This is a genomic window from Streptomyces sp. NPDC087215 (assembly GCF_044744885.1).
GTDB lineage: Bacteria > Actinomycetota > Actinomycetes > Streptomycetales > Streptomycetaceae > Streptomyces.
Genome location: NZ_JBIUZD010000002.1, coordinates 257632 through 276400 on the forward strand (window position 1 = coordinate 257632; position 18769 = coordinate 276400).

Annotated in this window: 16 protein-coding genes; 8 read left to right on the plus strand and 8 right to left on the minus strand. The window is 71.6% G+C overall.

From position 1 onward, the window contains the following. The first annotated feature begins 11 nt into the window (after positions 1–11). Together ACIO92_RS05790 and ACIO92_RS05795 are read left to right on the plus strand one after the other, a co-directional pair. Entirely contained in the window at positions 12–836 is an 825-nt protein-coding gene (locus ACIO92_RS05790; RefSeq protein ID WP_351789351.1) for an isoprenyl transferase, read from the plus strand. 44 nt (positions 837–880) lie between these two features. Beyond that, on the plus strand, positions 881–1465 hold the full coding sequence (locus ACIO92_RS05795; protein ID WP_402279813.1) for a YcxB family protein: 585 nt from the start codon (positions 881–883) through the stop codon (positions 1463–1465). Positions 1466–1520: 55 nt separating this feature from the next. Here the strand turns inward: ACIO92_RS05795 and ACIO92_RS05800 are convergent, their stop codons facing one another. The 4 genes from ACIO92_RS05800 to ACIO92_RS05815 form a co-directional block, all read right to left on the minus strand. Next, positions 1521–1931, minus strand: a complete 411-nt coding sequence (locus ACIO92_RS05800; RefSeq protein WP_351789307.1) for a Fur family transcriptional regulator — start codon at positions 1929–1931, stop codon at positions 1521–1523. A gap of 70 nt (positions 1932–2001) precedes the next feature. Then, a complete protein-coding gene (locus ACIO92_RS05805; protein WP_366440504.1) occupies positions 2002–2895 on the minus strand; it encodes a metal ABC transporter permease in 894 nt (297 codons plus the stop codon). A 2-nt stretch (positions 2896–2897) separates the two neighbouring features. After that, positions 2898–3662 carry a metal ABC transporter ATP-binding protein gene (locus tag ACIO92_RS05810; protein WP_366440503.1) on the minus strand — a complete coding sequence of 255 codons (765 nt, stop codon included), beginning with the start codon at positions 3660–3662 and terminating at the stop codon, positions 2898–2900. Positions 3663–3688: 26 nt separating this feature from the next. Beyond that, entirely contained in the window at positions 3689–4678 is a 990-nt protein-coding gene (locus ACIO92_RS05815) for a metal ABC transporter substrate-binding protein (RefSeq protein ID WP_402279810.1), read from the minus strand. Between the two features lie 176 nt (positions 4679–4854). Between ACIO92_RS05815 and ACIO92_RS05820 the strand changes: the two genes are divergently transcribed. Then, positions 4855–6237, plus strand: coding sequence for a glycine--tRNA ligase (locus tag ACIO92_RS05820; protein WP_366440501.1), 1383 nt, complete (start codon positions 4855–4857; stop codon positions 6235–6237). Positions 6238–6435: 198 nt separating this feature from the next. Here ACIO92_RS05820 and ACIO92_RS05825 read toward each other — a convergent pair whose 3' ends face one another. Further along, on the minus strand, positions 6436–7023 hold the full coding sequence (locus ACIO92_RS05825; protein ID WP_351789297.1) for a TetR family transcriptional regulator: 588 nt from the start codon (positions 7021–7023) through the stop codon (positions 6436–6438). Positions 7024–7043: 20 nt separating this feature from the next. Further along, positions 7044–8081 carry an aldo/keto reductase gene (locus ACIO92_RS05830; protein WP_366440500.1) on the minus strand — a complete coding sequence of 346 codons (1038 nt, stop codon included), beginning with the start codon at positions 8079–8081 and terminating at the stop codon, positions 7044–7046. Positions 8082–8279: 198 nt separating this feature from the next. Between ACIO92_RS05830 and ACIO92_RS05835 the strand changes: the two genes are divergently transcribed. After that, positions 8280–8564: a DUF6243 family protein gene (locus ACIO92_RS05835; RefSeq protein WP_402055300.1), complete on the plus strand. Its 285-nt coding sequence runs from the start codon at positions 8280–8282 to the stop codon at positions 8562–8564. A 162-nt stretch (positions 8565–8726) separates the two neighbouring features. Here the strand turns inward: ACIO92_RS05835 and ACIO92_RS05840 are convergent, their stop codons facing one another. Then, positions 8727–10169: an MFS transporter gene (locus ACIO92_RS05840; protein ID WP_402279807.1), complete on the minus strand. Its 1443-nt coding sequence runs from the start codon at positions 10167–10169 to the stop codon at positions 8727–8729. Between the two features lie 52 nt (positions 10170–10221). Between ACIO92_RS05840 and dusB the strand changes: the two genes are divergently transcribed. From dusB to ACIO92_RS05855, 3 genes are all read left to right on the plus strand, one after another. After that, positions 10222–11358 carry a tRNA dihydrouridine synthase DusB gene (gene dusB / locus ACIO92_RS05845; protein ID WP_366440497.1) on the plus strand — a complete coding sequence of 379 codons (1137 nt, stop codon included), beginning with the start codon at positions 10222–10224 and terminating at the stop codon, positions 11356–11358. Positions 11359–11713: 355 nt separating this feature from the next. After that, positions 11714–14425 (plus strand): pyruvate, phosphate dikinase, encoded by a 2712-nt coding sequence (gene ppdK / locus ACIO92_RS05850; protein ID WP_401238084.1) that lies wholly within the window; start codon positions 11714–11716, stop codon positions 14423–14425. Positions 14426–15112: 687 nt separating this feature from the next. Further along, the gene (locus tag ACIO92_RS05855; protein ID WP_366440495.1) at positions 15113–16126 is read left to right on the plus strand and encodes a winged helix-turn-helix domain-containing protein; all 1014 of its coding nucleotides are present in this window, start codon (positions 15113–15115) and stop codon (positions 16124–16126) included. 59 nt (positions 16127–16185) lie between these two features. On the opposite strand, the gene ACIO92_RS05860 is transcribed toward ACIO92_RS05855, so the two are convergent. Continuing rightward, a complete protein-coding gene (locus ACIO92_RS05860; protein ID WP_366440494.1) occupies positions 16186–17343 on the minus strand; it encodes an alkaline phosphatase PhoX in 1158 nt (385 codons plus the stop codon). 221 nt (positions 17344–17564) lie between these two features. On the opposite strand from ACIO92_RS05860, the gene ACIO92_RS05865 reads away from it, so the two are divergent. Then, complete coding sequence (locus ACIO92_RS05865) at positions 17565–18656, plus strand: hypothetical protein (protein ID WP_402055305.1); 1092 nt, start codon at positions 17565–17567, stop codon at positions 18654–18656. The last annotated feature ends 113 nt before the right edge of the window (positions 18657–18769 follow it).

The window sequence follows — 18769 nt, forward strand, 5'->3', positions numbered from 1 at the left end:
TCGCCATGGCCATCGCACGACGCGGAATCCTCGGACGGCAGCGCCGCGAGTACAAGCTCCCCGAGCCGCACCCGTCCGGCGCCCGCCCGCCGAAGCTCCCGTCGGAGCTGGTGCCGAACCACATCGCCTGTGTGATGGACGGCAACGGCCGCTGGGCCAAGGAGCGCGGTCTGCCCCGCACCGAGGGCCACAAGGTCGGTGAGGGCGTCGTCCTCGACGTGCTCAAGGGCTGCCTGGAGATGGGCGTCAAGAACCTCTCCCTCTACGCCTTCTCCACCGAGAACTGGAAGCGGTCGCCCGACGAGGTCCGCTTCCTGATGAACTTCAACCGGGACGTCATCCGCCGCCGCCGCGACGAGATGAACGAACTGGGCATCCGCATCCGCTGGGTCGGCCGGATGCCCAAGATGTGGAAGTCGGTCGTCCAGGAGCTCCAGGTCGCCCAGGAGCAGACCGTCGACAACGACGCCATGACCCTGTACTTCTGCCTCAACTACGGCGGTCGCGCCGAGGTCGCCGACGCCGCCAAGAAGCTCGCGGAGGACGTCGCCGCGGGCAGGCTGGACCCGTCGAAGGTCAACGAGAAGACCTTCCAGAAGTACCTGTACTACCCGGACATGCCGGACGTGGACCTCTTCCTGCGCCCCAGCGGCGAGCAGCGCACCTCCAACTACCTGATCTGGCAGAGCAGCTACGCCGAGATGATCTTCCAGGACGTGCTGTGGCCCGACTTCGACCGCCGCGACCTGTGGCGCGCCTGTGTCGAGTACGCCTCCCGCGACCGGCGTTTCGGCGGGGTGGACCCGGCCGACCTGGCCGTCCTCGACAAGGCCTGACCGCCCAGGCCGGGCCCCCGCCGGGCCCGGTTACGATCACCGCCGTGAGCGAAGCGACCGGCGACACCGCGTGGGACGGGCTCGAACTCGTCTACCCGCCCCTGTACGAAGACGTCAGCGAGGCCGTGCGGATCAGGCTGCGGGCCGCCCCCTGGTGGCGGGCGCTGCGCCGGACGGCCCGGGGGGCCTGTGCGCTCGCCCTCGTGATCGCGGCCCTGGCCCTGCTGCCGCCCGAGCCGGAGCCGCGTACCGCGGCCCTGGCCCTGCTGCCGCCCGAGCCGGAGCCGCGTACCGCGGCCCTGTTCGCCGGGCTCGGGCTGGTCGCCGTCCTCGCGGCGGAGCTGATTCCCGTGACGACCGCCCGGAGCGTCTTCCGGGCGGTGCGCGGCCAGGGCGAGGGCCGGGCGCTGGTCGACGAGAGCGGCGGGCGGTGGATCACCCGTGACACCGACACCGTCATCCGCTGGCCGATGCTGCCCCGGTACGTGGAGACGCCCCGGCTCTTCGTGCTCCTCACCGCCCGGGGGGCCTCCACCGGCTTCGCCTACCTGCCCAAGAGCGGGCTCGCCGGTCCGGCCGACGCCGACCGGCTGCGGGCGCTCCTGGACCGGCACCTCACCCGCGTCTGACGGGGGACGCGCGAAGGGCCCGTACCGACCCGGTACGGGCCCCGACCGCGTCAGGTCACTTCCGCGCGCACTCCGCGCAGGTGCCGAAGATCTCCACGGTGTGCGCCACGTTCACGAAGCCGTGCTCCGAGGCGATCGTCTCGGCCCACTGCTCCACCATCGGCCCCTCCACCTCCACGGCCTTGCCGCAGACGCGGCAGACCAGGTGGTGGTGGTGGTCACCGGTCGAGCAGCGGCGGTAGACCGTCTCGCCCTCGCTGGTGCGCAGCGCGTCGACCTCGCCCGCGTCCGCGAGGGACTGGAGGGTGCGGTAGACGGTGGTGAGGCCGACCGAGTCGCCACGGTGCTTGAGCATGTCGTGCAGTTCCTGGGCGCTGCGGAACTCGTCCACCTCGTTCAGCGCGGCCGAGACGGCGGCCCGCTGTCTGGTCGAGCGGCCTCGTACGGGGGGTCCTGCCGTCACCACGGGGGCCTCCTTGAATCTTTGTCTTCCCCCGCCATTCTGCCAGCACCCCGGCCCCCCGAGGGCTGGGTGATCAGACCCTGACGTCGTCCGTCGGCCGTCGTGTGGCCGGAACCGGTACGTCGCAGCCCGCCGCGGCCTCCTCGGCGGCGCGCGCCCGCCGTTTGGCGAGCGGTGTGGCGAGCAGCGTCAGCAGGACGAAGACCCCGATCGCGTACAGGACGATCGTCGCGCCGGGCGGCACGTCCTGGTAGTACGAGGTGACCGTGCCCGTCAGGGTGACCACGACACCGGTCGCCACCGAGAGGACGAAGGTCGCGCGGAACGACTTCGTCAGCTGCTGGGCCGCCGCCACCGGCACCACCATGAGGGCGCTGACCAGGAGCAGGCCCACGACCCGCATGGCGACCGTGACGGTCACCGCGGCGGTGACCGCGATCAGCAGGTTCAGGGCGCGCACCGGCAGACCGGTGACCCGGGCGAACTCCTCGTCCTGGCTGACCGCGAAGAGCTGGCGGCGCAGGCCGACGGTGACCAGGACGACGAAGGCGGCGAGGACCGCGATCGCGGTGATGTCCTCGGGGGACACCGTGGAGAGCGAACCGAAGAGGTACGAGCTGAGGTTGGCGTTGGAGCCGGTCGGCGACAGGTTGATCAGCAGCACGCCGCCTGCCATGCCGCCGTAGAAGAGCAGCGCGAGCGCGAGGTCGCCGCGGGTCTTCCCGTACGCCCTGATCAGCTCCATCGCCACCGAGCCGACGACGGCGACCAGGGTCGCCATCCAGACGGGGCTGGAGTTGAGGAGGAAGCCGAGGCCGACTCCGGTCATGGCGACATGGCCGATGCCGTCGCCCATCAGCGCCTGGCGGCGCTGGACGAGGTAGAGGCCGACGGCGGGGGCGGTGATGCCGACGAGCACGGCGGCGAGCAGCGCCCGCTGCATGAAGGCCGGTTCGAGGAATTCCATGGTCAGGTCAGCAGTCCCGTGCGGAGCGGCTCACCGGCCGCGTGCGGATGTACGTGGTCGTGGCCGGGCAGGGCGTGCTGTCCGACGGCCTCCGGCGGCGGGCCGTCGTGGACGACACAGCCGTCGCGCAGGACGACCGCCCGGTCGATCAGCGGCTCCAGGGGGCCCAGTTCGTGCAGGACGAGGAGGACCGTGGTGCCGCCCGCGACCTGTTCGCGCAGGGTCGCGGCGAGGATCTCCTGGCTGGCGAGGTCCACGCCCGCCATCGGCTCGTCCATGATCAGCAGTTCGGGTTCGGAGGCGAGCGCGCGGGCGATCAGGACCCGCTGGTGCTGGCCGCCGGAGAGCGCGGAGACGGAGTCCCGGGCGCGGTCGGCGAGGCCGACCAGTTCGATGGCCCGGTCGACGGCGGCGCGGTCGGCCCGGCCCGGCGGGCCGAACCTGCGGCGGGCGAGCCTGCCCGAGGCGACGACCTCGCGGATCGTGGCGGGGACACCGCCCGCGGCCGTGGTGCGCTGCGGCACGTAGCCGACCCGGGCCCAGTCGCGGAACCGCTTCCGGTCGGTGCCGAACAGCTCGATCGTGCCGCCGGTCAGCGGCACCTGGCCGATGACCGCGCGGACGGCGGTGGACTTGCCGGAGCCGTTGGCGCCGAGCAGGGCGACGACCTCGCCGCGGTGCACGGTGAGGTCGACGCCGCGCAGCACGGGCCGGGCGCCGAGGGCCGCGGAGGCTCCGCGGACGGAGATGACGGGTTCCGCGTCCATGGCGGACACCTCCTGGGGTGCGGGGGTCACTTGGCGCCGAGGGCCTTCTGCAGCGCGTCGAGGTTGGCGCGCATGACCTGGAGGTAGTCGTCGCCCTTCGACTTGTCCGTGATGCCTTCCAGCGGGTCGAGCACATCGGTCTTCAGGCCGGTGTCGTCCGCGAGGGTCCTGGCGGTCTTGTCGCTCGCGAGGGTCTCGAAGAAGACGGTGCTGACCTTGTCCTTCTTCGCGATGTCCTGGATCTCCTTGATCCGGGCGGGGCTCGGCTCGGACTCGGGGTCGACGCCGGAGATGCCCTCCTGGTCCAGGCCGTACCGCTCGGCGAGATAGCCGAAGGCGGAGTGGGTGGTGATGAAGGTCTTGGTGGTGGTGTTCTTCAGGCCGTCGCGGAAGTCGGCGTCCAGGTCGCCGAGCTTCTTCACCAGGGCGTCGGTGTTCTTCGTGTAGTCGGCGGCGTGGGCCGGGTCGGCCTTCGCCAGGGCGGCGCCCACACCACGGGCGACCTCGGCGTACTTCACGGGGTCGAGCCAGATGTGCGGGTCGGTTCCGGCCTCGGAGCCGTGGTCGTGGCCCGATTCCTCCGCCGCGTGGCCCTCCTCCCCGTGCCCGTGGCCGGTGCTGCTGCCGTGGGTCTCCAGGGTGGTCAGGGTGGCCGCGTCGACCGTGTTCTTCACGCCGGCCTGGGCGATGGCCTCGTCCACGGCGGGCTGGATGCCCTTGAGGTAGAGGACGACGTCGGCGTCGCCGAGCTCGCCGATCTGCCGGGGCTTGAGCTCCAGGTCGTGGGGTTCGACGCCGGGCTTGGTGAGGGTGTCGACGGCGACGTGGTCGCCGCCTATCTGCTCGGCCAGGTACTGCATGGGGTAGAAGGACGCCACGACGTCCAGCCCGCCGCTGCCGCCCTTGTCGCCCTTGTCGGCCGTGTCGGAGGTTCCGGCGCAGGCGGAGAGGGTGACGGCGCCGAGCGCGACGGCTCCGGCGAGGGCGGTGCTGGGTATCAGGCGGCGTACGTTCATGACACTCATTTTCAACAAAACTGGAAACGATTGTCAATTGTCCTTGGGTGTGGGCCACCCCACGTCGCCGTCCCGCGCTCTCGCGCGGGCCGCTCTCCGAACCGATTTGATACGGGGGGTACGGGCGCCGGTAACCTGTGGCATTCGCACTTCGTCGTCGTAATGAAGAGAGCACCGTGGCCGCCGACAAGATCGACACCATCGTCAGCCTGAGCAAGCGCCGTGGCTTCGTCTACCCGTGCAGTGAGATCTACGGTGGCCAGAAGGCCGCCTGGGACTACGGACCGCTCGGTGTCGAGCTGAAGGAGAACCTCAAGCGTCAGTGGTGGCGTTACATGGTCACCGCGCGTGAGGACGTCGTCGGCATCGACTCGTCGGTCATCCTGGCCACCGAGGTCTGGGAGGCCTCCGGTCACGTCGCCACCTTCAGCGACCCGCTCACCGAGTGCACCTCCTGCCACAAGCGCTACCGCGCGGACCACCTGGAGGAGGCGTACCAGGAGAAGCACGGCCGTCCCCCCGAGAACGGTCTCGTCGACCTCAACTGCCCCAACTGCGGCAACAAGGGCACCTTCACGGAGCCCAAGCAGTTCTCCGGCCTGCTCTCCACCCACCTCGGCCCGACCCAGGACACCGGCTCCGTCGCCTACCTGCGCCCCGAGACCGCCCAGGGCATCTTCACCAACTTCGGCCAGGTGCTGCAGACCTCGCGCAAGAAGCCCCCGTTCGGCATCGCGCAGATGGGCAAGTCCTTCCGGAACGAGATCACTCCGGGCAACTTCATCTTCCGCACCCGCGAGTTCGAGCAGATGGAGATGGAGTTCTTCGTCAAGCCGGGCGAGGACGAGCAGTGGCAGGAGTACTGGATGCAGCAGCGCTGGAACTGGTACACGGGCCTCGGTATGCGCGAGGAGAACATGCGCTGGTTCGAGCACCCGCAGGAGAAGCTCTCCCACTACTCCAAGCGCACCGCCGACATCGAGTACCGCTTCTCCTTCGGCGGCAGCGAGTGGGGCGAGCTGGAGGGCGTCGCCAACCGCACCGACTACGACCTGAACGCCCACTCCAAGGCCTCCGGCGCCAACCTGACCTACCTGGACCAGGAGTCCGGCGAGCGCTGGACGCCGTACGTCATCGAGCCCGCCGCCGGTGTCGGCCGCGCGATGCTGGCCTTCCTCCTCGACGCCTACACCGAGGACGAGGCCCCCAACGCCAAGGGCGTCATGGAGAAGCGCGCCGTGCTGCGCCTCGACCCGCGACTGGCCCCGATCAAGGTCGCGGTCCTGCCGCTGTCCCGGAACGCGCAGCTCTCCCCGAAGGCCAAGGGCCTGGCAGCCGACCTGCGCCAGAACTGGAACATCGAGTTCGACGACGCCGGAGCCATCGGCCGCCGCTACCGTCGCCAGGACGAGATCGGCACCCCGTTCTGCGTCACCGTCGACTTCGACACCCTCGACGACAACGCGGTGACCGTGCGCGAGCGCGACACCATGAAGCAGGAGCGCGTCTCGCTCGACCAGATCCAGAGCTACCTCGGCAGCCGCCTGCTCGGCTGCTGACCCGCCCCACGCTCACGGCGAAGCCCCCGGTCCCGGAAACGGGTGCCGGGGGCTTCGTCGTGGTGCGGGAGACCGAAGGCCCGGGTGCGGAAGGCTCAGGGCGCCGGAAGGGCCGGGTGCCGCATCCGGCGGGTGGCCGGTGATGGTGTCCCGGTGGTGGTGTCCGGTCGTGGTGCCGTGCGGGCGGGGGCCGTGGGGTCAGGCGCGCAGGCCGCGGAGCAGGAGGTCCACCACGGCCTCGAACTCGGTCTCGATCGTGGGGCGCCGCCACTCCGGGGCGTAGGCCGGGTCGTGGAAGCGGGAGGTCGCGTCGAACAGGGCGCGGGCCGTCGCCTCGGGGTCCTCGGCGCTGAACTCCGCGTCCCTCGCCCCCTCCTCGACGATCGACCGGACCTGGCCGATCAGGACGTCCACGTGCCGGTCGACCACCCCGCTGTTCTCGTCGATCAGCACCCCGTACGTGGCGAACAGCTCGGGGTCGCCGCCCGCCTTGTGCCGCTTGGCCTCGAAGAGGGTCGCGAACCAGTCGTGGAGCTTGGCCCGTGCCGGTCGTCCGGCCGCCGTCGTCAGCGCGGCGAGGTCGGTCTCGGTGCGCGAGAGCCACCGCTCGGTCACCGCCTCGCGCAGCGCCGCCTTCGTCCGGAAGTGGCGGTAGACGCTGCCGTGGCTGACGCCGAGGACCCGCGCCACGTCCACCACGGTCGCCTTCGCGGGGCCGTAGCGCCGCAGGACCTCCTCGGTGGCTTCGAGGATGCGCTCGGCGGTCAGGGTCTCGGTGGCGGCCATGGAAGGACAGTACCCGCCGGTCAGCGCTCGCTGTCCAGGTGCTCCATCTGCGACTCCGGGTACCGCTCGCCCGCCGCCGCGCCCGCCGGGACGGCCTCCTCGATCGCTGCCAGGTCGGCCGTGTCGAGCCTGACGTCCAGGGCACCGAGCGCCTCCGCGAGCCGGTCCCGGCGCCGGGCGCCGACCAGCGGCACGATGTCCGCGCCCTGCCGCTCGGCCTGGGCGAGGACCCAGGCGACGGCGGTCTGCGCGACCGTCGCGCCCTTCGCCTCGGCGATCACTCTCAGCCGGTCCACCAGGTCCAGGTTCCGCTGGAGGTTCTCGCCCTGGAAGCGGGGGCTCATGCCCCGGAAGTCGTTCGCCGCCAGCTCCCGGTCCCGGGCGAAGTGGCCGCTGATGAGCCCGCGCGACAGCACCCCGTACGCCGTGACGCCGATGCCCAGCTCGCGCGCGGCGGGCAGGATCTCCTTCTCGATCGACCGGGAGATCAGCGAGTACTCGATCTGGAGGTCGGAGACCGGGGTCACGGCCGCCGCCCGGCGCAGGGTGTCCGCGCCGACCTCCGAGAGCCCGACGTGCCGCACGTGCCCCGCCTCGACCAGCTCGGCGATGGCGCCGACGGTCTCCTCGATCGGCACGTCCGGGTCCACCCGGGCGATCCGGTAGATGTCGATGTGGTCGACGCCGAGGCGCTGGAGCGAGTACGCCACGAAGTTCTTCACGGCCTCGGGCCGCCCGTCGTACCCCGAGAAGCCGCCCTCGACCGTGCGCAGCGCGCCGAACTTCACGCTGGTCAGCGCCTGCTCCCGGGCGCTCGCGGGGGCTTTTCGCAGGGCTTCGGCGATCAGCAGTTCGTTGTGCCCCATCCCGTAGAAGTCGCCCGTGTCGAGCAGGGTCACCCCGGCGTCCAGGGCGGCGTGGATCGTCGCGATCGACTCGGCGCGGTCGGCCTCGCCGTACAGCGCGGACATCCCCATGCAGCCGAGGCCGAGGGCGGAGACGCGGGGGCCGGTGGCGCCGAGGGGGCGGGTGGGGACGGGGCTCTGGTTCGTCGTCATGCGGCAACCATGGCATGTGCGATGACAGATTTCAATATCTGTCATTCGATCGAGTGGTCCGGGTGAAAACCGGATGCCTCCGCCGGAAGGGCGCCGGTAGCGTCGTCGGCATGTCCTCGTTCTTCCAGATCTACGAGTGAGCGCCGTCGTGAGCGGACCGCGTTGGACCACCACCCACCTCACCGACGGGAGAACACCGTGGCCAAGAGCCGCAACAACCTCCTCGGCGTCGGAGGGCAGCGCAAGAAGCTGTCCCGCGCCGACCAGCACGGCAACCCCCAGGGCCGCTCGGGCGCCCGCCGTACGGCGGACGACCAGAAGCGCGAACTCCTGAGAAAGATGCGTGAGCGCGCCCAGGTGGCCGACACCGCCGGACACCCGGCCGACACCACCGGACGAGCCGCTGAGGGCGCCGGACACCCGGCCGCCGACGTCACCGCCACCACCGGCCCCGCGGACCCCACCGCCACCGGCCGGGACTGACCTCCCTCCGGCCGGGACCGATCCCACCGGCCGGAGGTCGGTCGGCACCGCATGAGGGGCCGGGGGCTTCCCGCCCCCGGCCCCTCCCTGTTCCGTCCCGGGCCTCCCCGCCCCGGCCCCTCCCGCACACCGGCCCCGCCGGCTCGGGCCCGAGCCCTCCGTTCAGGCCGAAGGCGTCCGCACCGGGGAGTCCGGCTCCTCCGCCGACAGCCGCCGGGCCGTCCGCTCCGCCGTTCCACGGGCCCACTTCCCGCTGGTCAGCGCCCCCGCGACGAACACCACCAGCCCGCACGCCGTCACCACCCAGTACCCCGACCGGGCCGCCGCCGCGAAGTCGGACAGGGAGCCCCCGCCACGGGTCCCCGCCGCCAGCAGCGCGCCCACGACCGCCACTCCCAGCGTCTGCCCCACCTGTCTGCTCGTCGAGGCCACCGCCGACGCCACCCCCGCCTGCGCCAAGGGCATCCCGGAGACGGCCGTGTTGGTGATGGGCGTGTTGACCAGACCGAAGCCGATGCCGAACACCACGTACCCGGTGAAGAGCAGCGCATCGTCCGTCTCCGCCCCGAAGGCCGCGAAGAGCAGCGCCCCGGCGGTCATCGCGGCTCCGGAGAACAGCAGCGGGAGCCGTGGCCCGCGCGCGCCCGTCAGTCGCCCGGACAGCGGCGCGAAGACCAGGGTCATGCCCGCCATCGGCAGCATGAACAGGCCCGCCCGCAGCGGTGTGAGGCCGCGGACGTCCTGCAGGTACAGGGTGTTCAGGAAGAGGAAGCCGCCGAGGGCCGCGAAGGCGGCGACCGCGATCACGGTGGCCCCGCTGAACGGCGCGCTGCGGAAGAACCGCAGGTCGATCAGGGGCTCGCGGCGCCTGGGCTCGTAGAAGAGCAGTCCGGCGAGCGCCCCGGCGGCGATCCCGGCGAACAGCGGGTCCGTCTCGATGATCGCGTACGTCAGCGAGCCGAGGAGCGCCGCCACCAGGAGCTGTCCGACGGGGTCGGGGCGCCGGGGCCGGGGCGCCCGGGACTCGGGGACGTACCGCAGGGTGAGGAGCAGGGCGACGAGGGCCACCGGCAGGTTGATCCAGAAGATCGCCCGCCAGCCGACGGTCTCCACGAGGAGTCCGCCCACCAGCGGTCCCGCGGCCATGGACACACCGACGACCCCGCCCCAGGCGCCGATGGCACGCGCGCGTGCGGCGGGTTCCGTGAAGGTGTTGGTGATGATCGACATGGCGACCGGGTTGAGCATCGAGCCGCCGACCGCCTGGAGCGCGCGGAAGGCGATCAGGGCCTCCAGGTTCGGCGCGAGGGAACAGAGCAGGGAGCCGAGCGCGAAGACGACGAGTCCGGTGACGAAGACCTTGCGGCGGCCGATGCGGTCGGCGGTGGAACCGGCGAGCATCAGGAGGGAGGCGAGGACCAGCGTGTACGCGTCGATCGTCCACTGGAGTCCGGAGACGGAGGCGCCCAGATCGCGCCGGATGGACGGCAGGGCGACGTTGAGCACGGTGTTGTCCAGGCTGACGATGAGCAGGCTCATGCAGCAGACGGCCAGGACGAGCAGTTGCCTGCGCCGGGGGAGCGGTGAGCGTGTGAGCTCGGACATGTGCGGATAGTACGGCCGACCCATGACCGGCGCAGTGCGCGACAATGGCGCCATGACCGCGTTCTCCCCCCTCGCCATCGGGCCGCACATCGTGCAGCCGCCGGTGGTGCTCGCCCCCATGGCCGGCATCACCAACGCCCCTTTCCGGACCCTCTGCCGTGAGTACAGCGGTGGCAAGGGGCTGTTCGTGAGCGAGATGATCACGACCCGCGCCCTGGTCGAGCGCAACGAGAAGACGATGCAGCTCATCCGCTTCGACGCGACCGAGCGCCCCCGCTCGATCCAGTTGTACGGGGTGGACCCGGTGACGGTCGGCAAGGCCGTACGGATGATCGTGGACGAGGACCTCGCCGACCACATCGACCTGAACTTCGGCTGCCCGGTCCCGAAGGTGACCCGGAAGGGCGGCGGCTCGGCGCTGCCCTACAAGCGGCCGTTGCTGCGCGCGATCCTGCACGAGGCGGTGTCCAACGCGGGCGACCTGCCGGTGACCATGAAGATGCGCAAGGGCATCGACGACGACCACATCACGTATCTGGACGCGGGCCGGATCGCGGTCGAGGAGGGCGTCACGGCCATCGCCCTGCACGGGCGGACGGCGGCGCAGCACTACGGCGGTACGGCGGACTGGGACGCGATCGCGCGCCTCAAGGAGCACGTGCCCGAGATCCCGGTGCTCGGCAACGGTGACATCTGGTCCGCCGACGACGCCCTGCGGATGATGCGGGAGACGGGCTGTGACGGCGTGGTCGTGGGGCGGGGCTGCCTGGGCCGCCCCTGGCTCTTCGGCGACCTCGTGGCGGGCTTCGAGGGCACCGACGCCTACGCGCAGCCGGGGCTCCGGGAGGTCGCGGACGCGATGGTGCGGCACGCGCGGCTGCTCGGGGAGTGGCTGGGTGACGAGGCGCGAGGTGTCATCGACTTCCGGAAGCACGTGGCCTGGTACCTGAAGGGCTTCTCGGTGGGCTCCGAGATGCGCAAGAAGCTGGCGATCACCTCCTCCCTGGACGAGCTGGGCGCTCAGTTGAGCGAGCTGGACCTGGACCAGCCGTGGCCGGTGGGCGCGGACGGTCCCCGGGGCCGTACGTCCGGAAACAACCGTGTCGTCCTGCCGGACGGCTGGTTGAAGGACCCGTACGACTGCGCGGGTGTGAGCGAAGAGGCCGAGCTGGACACGTCCGGCGGCTGAGATCGGACCATTCCCGGGGAGTGATCCTCGCCACCCTTGAGGGGGGTGGTGCTCAGATGAGCAGGTTACGCAAGGATGTACACCCTGAAGGGTGGCACTGGGTGCCACCCTTTTTGCGTTGAAGAAGTGAACGCAGATGCTCGAATGTATGCTCATGTGAGCGACTTGTCTCTGTGTGGAGTCATGTCGCCTTCGGGGCCTGAAAGCGGAAGCTACCGGTCGGTTACTTTCGAAGTGCTGGCGGACGGGTGGTTAAGGCCACGTGACCGCTAGGCGTACCTCCCCAGAAGCCTTCGATCTGGGTATGTTCCTCGCCGTCAGGGCAGCCAACCGAGTCATCGAGGAGTCGGGACCCGTGTCGGAAAACAATGATCAGAAGTTCGTGTACGACTTCACCGAGGGCAACAGGGACCTGAAGGACCTGCTCGGTGGCAAGGGCGCGAACCTGGCCGAGATGACCAACCTCGGCCTGCCGGTCCCTCCCGGGTTCACGATCACCACCGAGGCGTGCAAGGTCTACCTCGAGAGCGGCTCGGAACCGGCCGCGCTGCGCGACGAGGTGAGCGCGCACCTCGACGCCCTGGAGCGGCGGATGGGCAAGCGGCTCGGCCAGGCGGACGACCCGCTCCTGGTCTCCGTCCGCTCCGGCGCCAAGTTCTCCATGCCGGGCATGATGGACACCGTCCTCAACATCGGGCTCTCCGACGAGTCCGTCGCCGGGCTCGCCCGCCAGGCGGGCAACGAGCGCTTCGCCTGGGACTCGTACCGCCGTCTCATCCAGATGTTCGGCAAGACCGTCCTCGGCGTCGACGGCGAGCTGTTCGAGGAGGCCCTCGACGAGGCCAAGGCCGCCAAGGGGGTCGCCAGCGACACCGACCTCGGCGCCGCCGACCTCCAGCGGGTCGTCGAGCACTTCAAGAAGATCGTGAAGACCGGGACCGGCCGCGACTTCCCCCAGGACCCGCGCGAGCAGATGGACCTCGCCATCCAGGCCGTCTTCAACTCCTGGAACACCGATCGCGCCAAGCTCTACCGCCGCCAGGAGCGCATCCCCGGCGATCTCGGCACCGCCGTCAACATCTGCTCGATGGTCTTCGGCAACCTCGGCCCCGACTCCGGCACCGGCGTCGCCTTCACCCGCGACCCCGCCTCCGGCCACGAGGGCGTCTACGGCGACTACCTCCAGAACGCGCAGGGCGAGGACGTCGTCGCGGGCATCCGCAACACCGTGCCGCTGGCCGACCTGGAGTCCATCGACAAGGCGTCGTACGACCAGCTCATGGAGATCATGAACACGCTGGAGACCCACTACAAGGATCTCTGCGACATCGAGTTCACCATCGAGCGCGGCCACCTCTGGATGCTCCAGACCCGGGTCGGCAAGCGTACCGCGGGCGCCGCCTTCCGCATCGCCACCCAGCTCGTGGACCAGGGCCTCATCGACGAGGCCGAGGCGCTCCAGCGGGTCAACGGTGCCCAGCTCGCCCAGCTGATGTTCCCCAAGTTCGACGAGGCCGCCAAGGTCGACCAGATCGGGCGCGGCATCGCCGCCTCCCCGGGCGCCGCCGTCGGCAAGGCCGTCTTCGACTCGTACACCGCGGTCAAGTGGTCCCGCTCCGGCGAGAAGGTCATCCTGATCCGCCGCGAGACCAACCCGGACGACCTGGACGGCATGATCGCCGCCGAGGGCATCCTGACCTCGCGCGGCGGCAAGACCTCGCACGCGGCCGTCGTCGCCCGGGGCATGGGCAAGACCTGTGTCTGCGGCGCCGAGGAGCTGGAGGTCGACACCAAGCGCCGCCGGATGACCACGGCCGACGGCCAGGTCGTCGAGGAGGGCGACGTCGTCTCCATCGACGGCTCCACCGGCAAGGTCTACCTCGGTGAGGTGCCCGTCGTGCCGTCCCCGGTCGTCGAGTACTTCGAGGGCCGGATGCACGCCGGGGCCGACGACGCCGACGAACTCGTCCAGGCCGTCCACCGGATCATGGCCTACGCCGACCGCGTCCGCCGGTTGCGGGTCCGGGCCAACGCCGACAACGCCGAGGACGCCAACCGCGCCCGCCGCTTCGGAGCCCAGGGCATCGGCCTCTGCCGCACCGAGCACATGTTCCTCGGCGAGCGCCGCCAGTACGTCGAGCGCCTGATCCTCGCCGACACGGACACCGAGCGCGACGAGGCCCTCGAAGCCCTGCTCCCGCTCCAGAAGACGGACTTCGTGGAGCTGTTCGAGGCCATGGACGGACTGCCCGTCACGGTCCGGCTGCTCGACCCGCCGCTGCACGAGTTCCTGCCCGACATCACCGAGCTGTCGGTCCGCGTCGCCCTCGCCGAGTCCCGCAAGGAGCCGCACGAGAACGACCTGCGCCTGCTCCAGGCCGTCCACCGGCTGCACGAGCAGAACCCGATGCTGGGACTGCGCGGCGTCCGCCTCGGCCTGGTCATCCCCGGCCTGTTCACCATGCAGGTCCGGGCCATCGCCGAGGCCACCGCCCAGCGCATCGACGCCAAGGGCGACCCGCGCGTCGAGATCATGATCCCGCTGGTCGGCACGGTCCAGGAGCTGGAGATCGTCCGCGAGGAGGCCGAGCAGGTCATCGCCGAGGTACGGGCCCGCACCGGCGTCGACCTGAAGCTCGCCCTCGGCACCATGATCGAGCTGCCGCGCGCCGCCGTGACCGCCGGACAGATCGCCGAGGCCGCCGAGTTCTTCTCCTTCGGCACCAACGACCTGACCCAGACGGTGTGGGGCTTCTCCCGCGACGACGTGGAGGCCTCCTTCTTCACCGCGTACCTGGAGAAGGGCATCTTCGGCGTCAGCCCCTTCGAGACCATCGACAAGGACGGCGTCGGCGCCCTGGTCCGCAGCGCCGTCGAGGCCGGTCGCGCCACCCGCCCCGACATCAAGCTCGGCGTCTGCGGCGAGCACGGCGGCGACCCGGAGTCGGTGCACTTCTTCCACGAGGTCGGCCTCGACTACGTCTCCTGCTCGCCCTTCCGCATCCCGGTGGCGCGCCTTGAGGCGGGCCGCGCGGCGGCCGAGGCGAAGGGCAGCGACAGCCGCTGACCCCCCCCGGGGGCCAGGTGCCCCCGCAGGACCCCCGGTGCCGCCCCCGCCGCCTCCACCCTCACCGGCGGGCGGCGGCACCGGAATCACAGGACGGGACGGACACCTCTGTGCGGAGGTGTCCGTCCCGTCGCCCGTCCGGCCGCCGGTCCCGCGACCCGGTCCCGCGACCCGGCTCCGCCGTCCGTCCCGGAGGCCGTGCGGGGCGGGTGCGGGGCGGGTGTGGCGTCGGGTGCGGGGCGGTGCGGCGGCGGGGCCGTACGAATCCCGTATGGACGCCGTACGGAAGCCATTCGCGCGGTCGTGAGTCGGTGTTCAATTTCGGCCGTTTGAATTATTCGTTGTTGAACTTCTTCGTGTGTGGCCGAAAAGAAGCGAAGAGGCGTGAAGAGGTACGGAGAATGGGGCGGGCGCGACCCCCGGATCCCCACCCGGAGGCCGCGCCCTTTACTGGTGCCGGGCAGGTGAGCCGTAACCTCGCCGACCGCCGCCGGACGGACTAAGCCCCCCACGGTCTTGGTCCGTCACCTCGGTCCTGAAGGTTTCCTGCCCGACCCGTACAGCTTTTCGTTTCCGCCCTGATTGCCGCGATGCTTTTCAACTGTGGCTGAAACACCCTGGTAACGTGCTGTGATGCTGTGCATACTCGTTGTCGGGGGTGGTTGATCGTGCACAGGTGGGGACGTCATGCTGCGGATTCATTTCACCGGAATCGACTTGGCGGGGGTGCGGACGGCCGCCCGGCCGGACGTTCTATGGGAAACGATTCTGAGTTTTCATCGTTTACGGGACCGGCGCGGCCCCGTGGTCTACGGGGAATGGCGCTCCGAAACACGGATGCGGCTCGGCGGTGAGACCCGCATCCTCTCGGCGCTCGTACCCGGCCGCGGATATTTCCCCGACTTCCTGACACCCGCGGAAGGCATCCAGGGACTCGAAGAGGGGCTCCAGGCGATCCGGGCCACCGACCCCCTGCGGCTCCACGACGAACTCGCCCTGCTCGCCGCGGACCGCTCCGGCGGCCGGACCGTGCCCCACTCGCTGCGGGCCCTCGCCGACGGCGCCGCCCAGCCCTTCGACCGGCTCGTGGGGGCCCTGCGGAGCTATCACCGGGCGGCCGTCGAGCCGTACTGGCCGCACATCCGCGCCAGCGTCGAGGCCGACCGGGCGCGCCGGGGCCGCGCCCTCCTGGACGGCGGCGCCGAGGAACTCCTCGACTCGCTGCCTCCGATGCTGCGCTGGCGCGCACCCGTCCTGGAGGCCGACTACCCCGTCGACCGGGACGTCCACCTGGACGGGCGGGGGCTGCTGCTCCAGCCCTCGTACTTCTGCCGGGGGACGCCCGTCGTGCTGCGCGATCCCGCGCTGCCGCCGGTCCTCGTCTACCCGGTCACGCACGGCGAGGCGCCGACGGTCCGCGCGCCCGGCGGCTCCTCGCTCGGCAAGCTGGTCGGACAGACCCGCTCGGTGGTCCTGCACGCCATCGGGGACGGCGGCACGACGAGCGAGCTGGCCCGCAGGGCCGGGGTGTCACTGGCCTCCGCGAGCCAGCACGCGGGCGTCCTGCGCGAGGCCGGGCTCATCGCGACCCTGCGCAACGGCAACGCGGTCCTGCACACCCTGACACCGCTGGGCGCCGCCCTCCTCGGCGGCGCCCAGCGGTCGGCGGACGGACGGTGCTACGCCCGGACGGGCCGGTGACGCGGGCACCCGCGCACGAGGGCGCGCGGTGACGCGACGGCCGTCCGGGGCGTCACGCGTCAGACGCGGAACGGGCCCTTGACCTCGTACGTGATGCCGCCGGAGGAACTGCCACCGGTGCCGCGCTGGCTGGAGAAGTACAGCCGCCGGCCGTCGGGGGAGAAGGCCGGGCCGGTGATCTCCGAGCCGGACTGGCCGCTGATCCGCAGGAACGGGGCGACGACGTCGTCCGGGGTGATGAGGCAGATCTCCATGGTGCCGCCGTCCTCGGCGACGAACAGGTCCCCGGAAGCGCTGCCGGTGATGTTGTCGACGCCGGTCAGCGGGGCGGCGCCGCCGGGGACCAGCGAGTCGTCGTAGGCCAGCTCGTAGGTTCCGGCGGCGAGGTTCACCTGCCAGACCCGGTTGTCGCCCTTGGTGGTGAACCAGACGGTGTCGTCCGCGTAGTGGCAGCCCTCGCCGCCGTTGAAGCGCTTGGCGCCGGAGACCTGGTTGCGGGTGGTGGTCGGGGAGCCGTCCGGGTCCGGCACGTTCTGCCAGGTGAAACCGCCCGAGGTGGCCGTGGACGCCTTGAGGACCTGGAGGGTGCCCGCCGACAGGTCGCCCCAGGTGGTGGGGAGGAAGCGGTAGAAGCAGCCGTCCGTCTCGTCCTCGGTCAGGTAGACCGCCTTGCGGACCGGGTCGGCGGCGGCTGCCTCGTGCTTGAACCGGCCCATCGCGTCCCGGCGGTACGCGGTGCCGCCCCACGGGTTGGACTCGTAGACGTAGCCGAGGGACACCTCCTCGCAGGACAGCCAGGTGTTCCACGGGGTGGCGCCGCCCGCGCAGTTCTGCCGGGTGCCGGAGAGGACGCGGTACGCGCCGGTGACCGTGCCCGCCGCGTCGAAGCGCACCGCGCTCGCGCCGCCGCTCGGGTTGACCTCCGAGTTCGACACGTAGATCCAGCCGGTGCCGTCGGCGAAGCAGGCGCCGCCGTCGGGGGCGCTGTGCCAGCTGTACGAGGTGCCGGGGACCGGCTGTCCGGACCGGGCGATCACCCGGCTGGTGAACCCGGCGGGCAGCAGGATGCCGTTGGCGTCGGCCGCGCCCAGCGCCCCGTAGGGGCCCGCGCCCGGCTGGGCGGGGGCGGCGAACGCCGCCCCGTGCCACAGGCTGCCGCCGAAGACGGCGGCCGAGGTGCCGATGACCGCTCCACGCAGGAAACCGCGTCGCTCCACGTCTCACTCCCGAGAAAGGATGGTGATCCGCCCCGCCGCGCCGGTCGGGCGACGGGGTCGCGCGTCTCCGGAACATAGGAGTACGGAGTTGACCGCGCGTCAACGGGCGGTGAAGCGGAGACGGCGCGCACCGGGCGGGGCCGCCTTCGGCCGCGGTCCGAGGGGCAGGAGCGGGGCTTCGGGCGTCCCCCGCTGTCGGTGGCACCCGATAGCTTCGGATCATGTCGATCTCCGCGCGTCTGCTCGACTCGCTCCGGCTGCCGGAGGGGCGGGCCCTGGTCCACGGTTCCGTCTGGGAGGGCCGGTCGGGGCGTCCGCACCGCGCCCTGCTGCTCCACGGCGACGACCTGGAGGTGCACGAACCGGACGCCCTGTTCGCCGGGGAGCAGGCGCCCGCCGCCGTCTTCCCTCTGCCCTGGCCGGACTTCGCCCGGGGCGGGGCGTCGGTGAGCCCCGACGGGAGCTTCGCCGTGTTCGCCGGACAGCGGGCGGTACGGGCGGTGACCGCCGACGGAGAGACGCTCTGGGAGTACGGGCACACCTGCTGGGGTTCCCCGCTCGGCCATCCGCACCCGGCGGCCGGGCGGGGCCCCTGCCAGGGGTACGAGCACGGCTCCTGCCGGGTCTCCGACGACGGCCGGTCCGTCTGGGCGCACGTCCTGGCCCCGGGGGAGGAGTACCAGGAGGTCTGGTCGGTCCTGGACGCGCGGGACGGCAGGGAGCTCGCCCGGATTCCGCTCGGTGACAGCGAGGCGACCGGTTCGCAGCACTTCTCCCACCCCGACGGCGTCCACATGGGGCTCTGCGTCGGCATGGGCCAGGACGGCGTCCTGCTGTTCTGGGCGCGCTGGGACGGCGTCCGGCCGACAGTGTGGGACCTCGACGGGGCCCTCGACCGCATCCTCGTGGACGTCCACCCGGCGCACGGGGGCTTCCTCACCGTCGAGCACTACGGCTCCGACCTGCGACTGCACGCCCTGGACGGTACGGTCCTGGCCGCGCGCGACCGGCTCCCGGCGGCGGAGGGGGCGGAGGCGGACGAACTGCCGTGGGACCACGAGCCCGGCTTCGTCGACGCGGACACGGTCGTCGTCTCCACGGGCGTCGAGTACGACGTGGACGACTCGGGCCCCCGGCACTGGCTCCTCGACGCCCGCACCCTGGAGATACGGGGCCCCGTCACGTACCCCGGCGGCCCCGTCGACAGCCCGGTCCGCCCGCTCGGTGACGGGAGCTGGCTCACGTACGACGCGGCGGCGGACGGCGGGACGCTCAGCCGGTGGACGGTCGGGAACGACCGGACGGGCGGCTGACCGGTCGAGCGGACGGGCGGACGGGCGGACCGGCGGTGGGCTGCGGGTGCGGTGGGGCCGGACCGGCGGTGGGGCCGGGCGGGAGCGGGGCGGGGGCCTCGCGGGCGGTGGCC

Coding starts and splice junctions, on each gene's coding strand:
- ACIO92_RS05815 (WP_402279810.1), bottom strand. CDS start 4,678: ATGAACGTACGCCGCCTGATACCCAGCACCGCCCTCGCCGGAGCCGTC.
- ACIO92_RS05805 (WP_366440504.1), bottom strand. CDS start 2,895: ATGGAATTCCTCGAACCGGCCTTCATGCAGCGGGCGCTGCTCGCCGCC.
- ACIO92_RS05830 (WP_366440500.1), bottom strand. CDS start 8,081: ATGACGACGAACCAGAGCCCCGTCCCCACCCGCCCCCTCGGCGCCACC.
- ACIO92_RS05825 (WP_351789297.1), bottom strand. CDS start 7,023: ATGGCCGCCACCGAGACCCTGACCGCCGAGCGCATCCTCGAAGCCACC.
- dusB (WP_366440497.1), top strand. CDS start 10,222: ATGACCGCGTTCTCCCCCCTCGCCATCGGGCCGCACATCGTGCAGCCG.
- ACIO92_RS05810 (WP_366440503.1), bottom strand. CDS start 3,662: ATGGACGCGGAACCCGTCATCTCCGTCCGCGGAGCCTCCGCGGCCCTC.
- ACIO92_RS05865 (WP_402055305.1), top strand. CDS start 17,565: ATGTCGATCTCCGCGCGTCTGCTCGACTCGCTCCGGCTGCCGGAGGGG.
- ACIO92_RS05855 (WP_366440495.1), top strand. CDS start 15,113: ATGCTGCGGATTCATTTCACCGGAATCGACTTGGCGGGGGTGCGGACG.
- ACIO92_RS05840 (WP_402279807.1), bottom strand. CDS start 10,169: ATGTCCGAGCTCACACGCTCACCGCTCCCCCGGCGCAGGCAACTGCTC.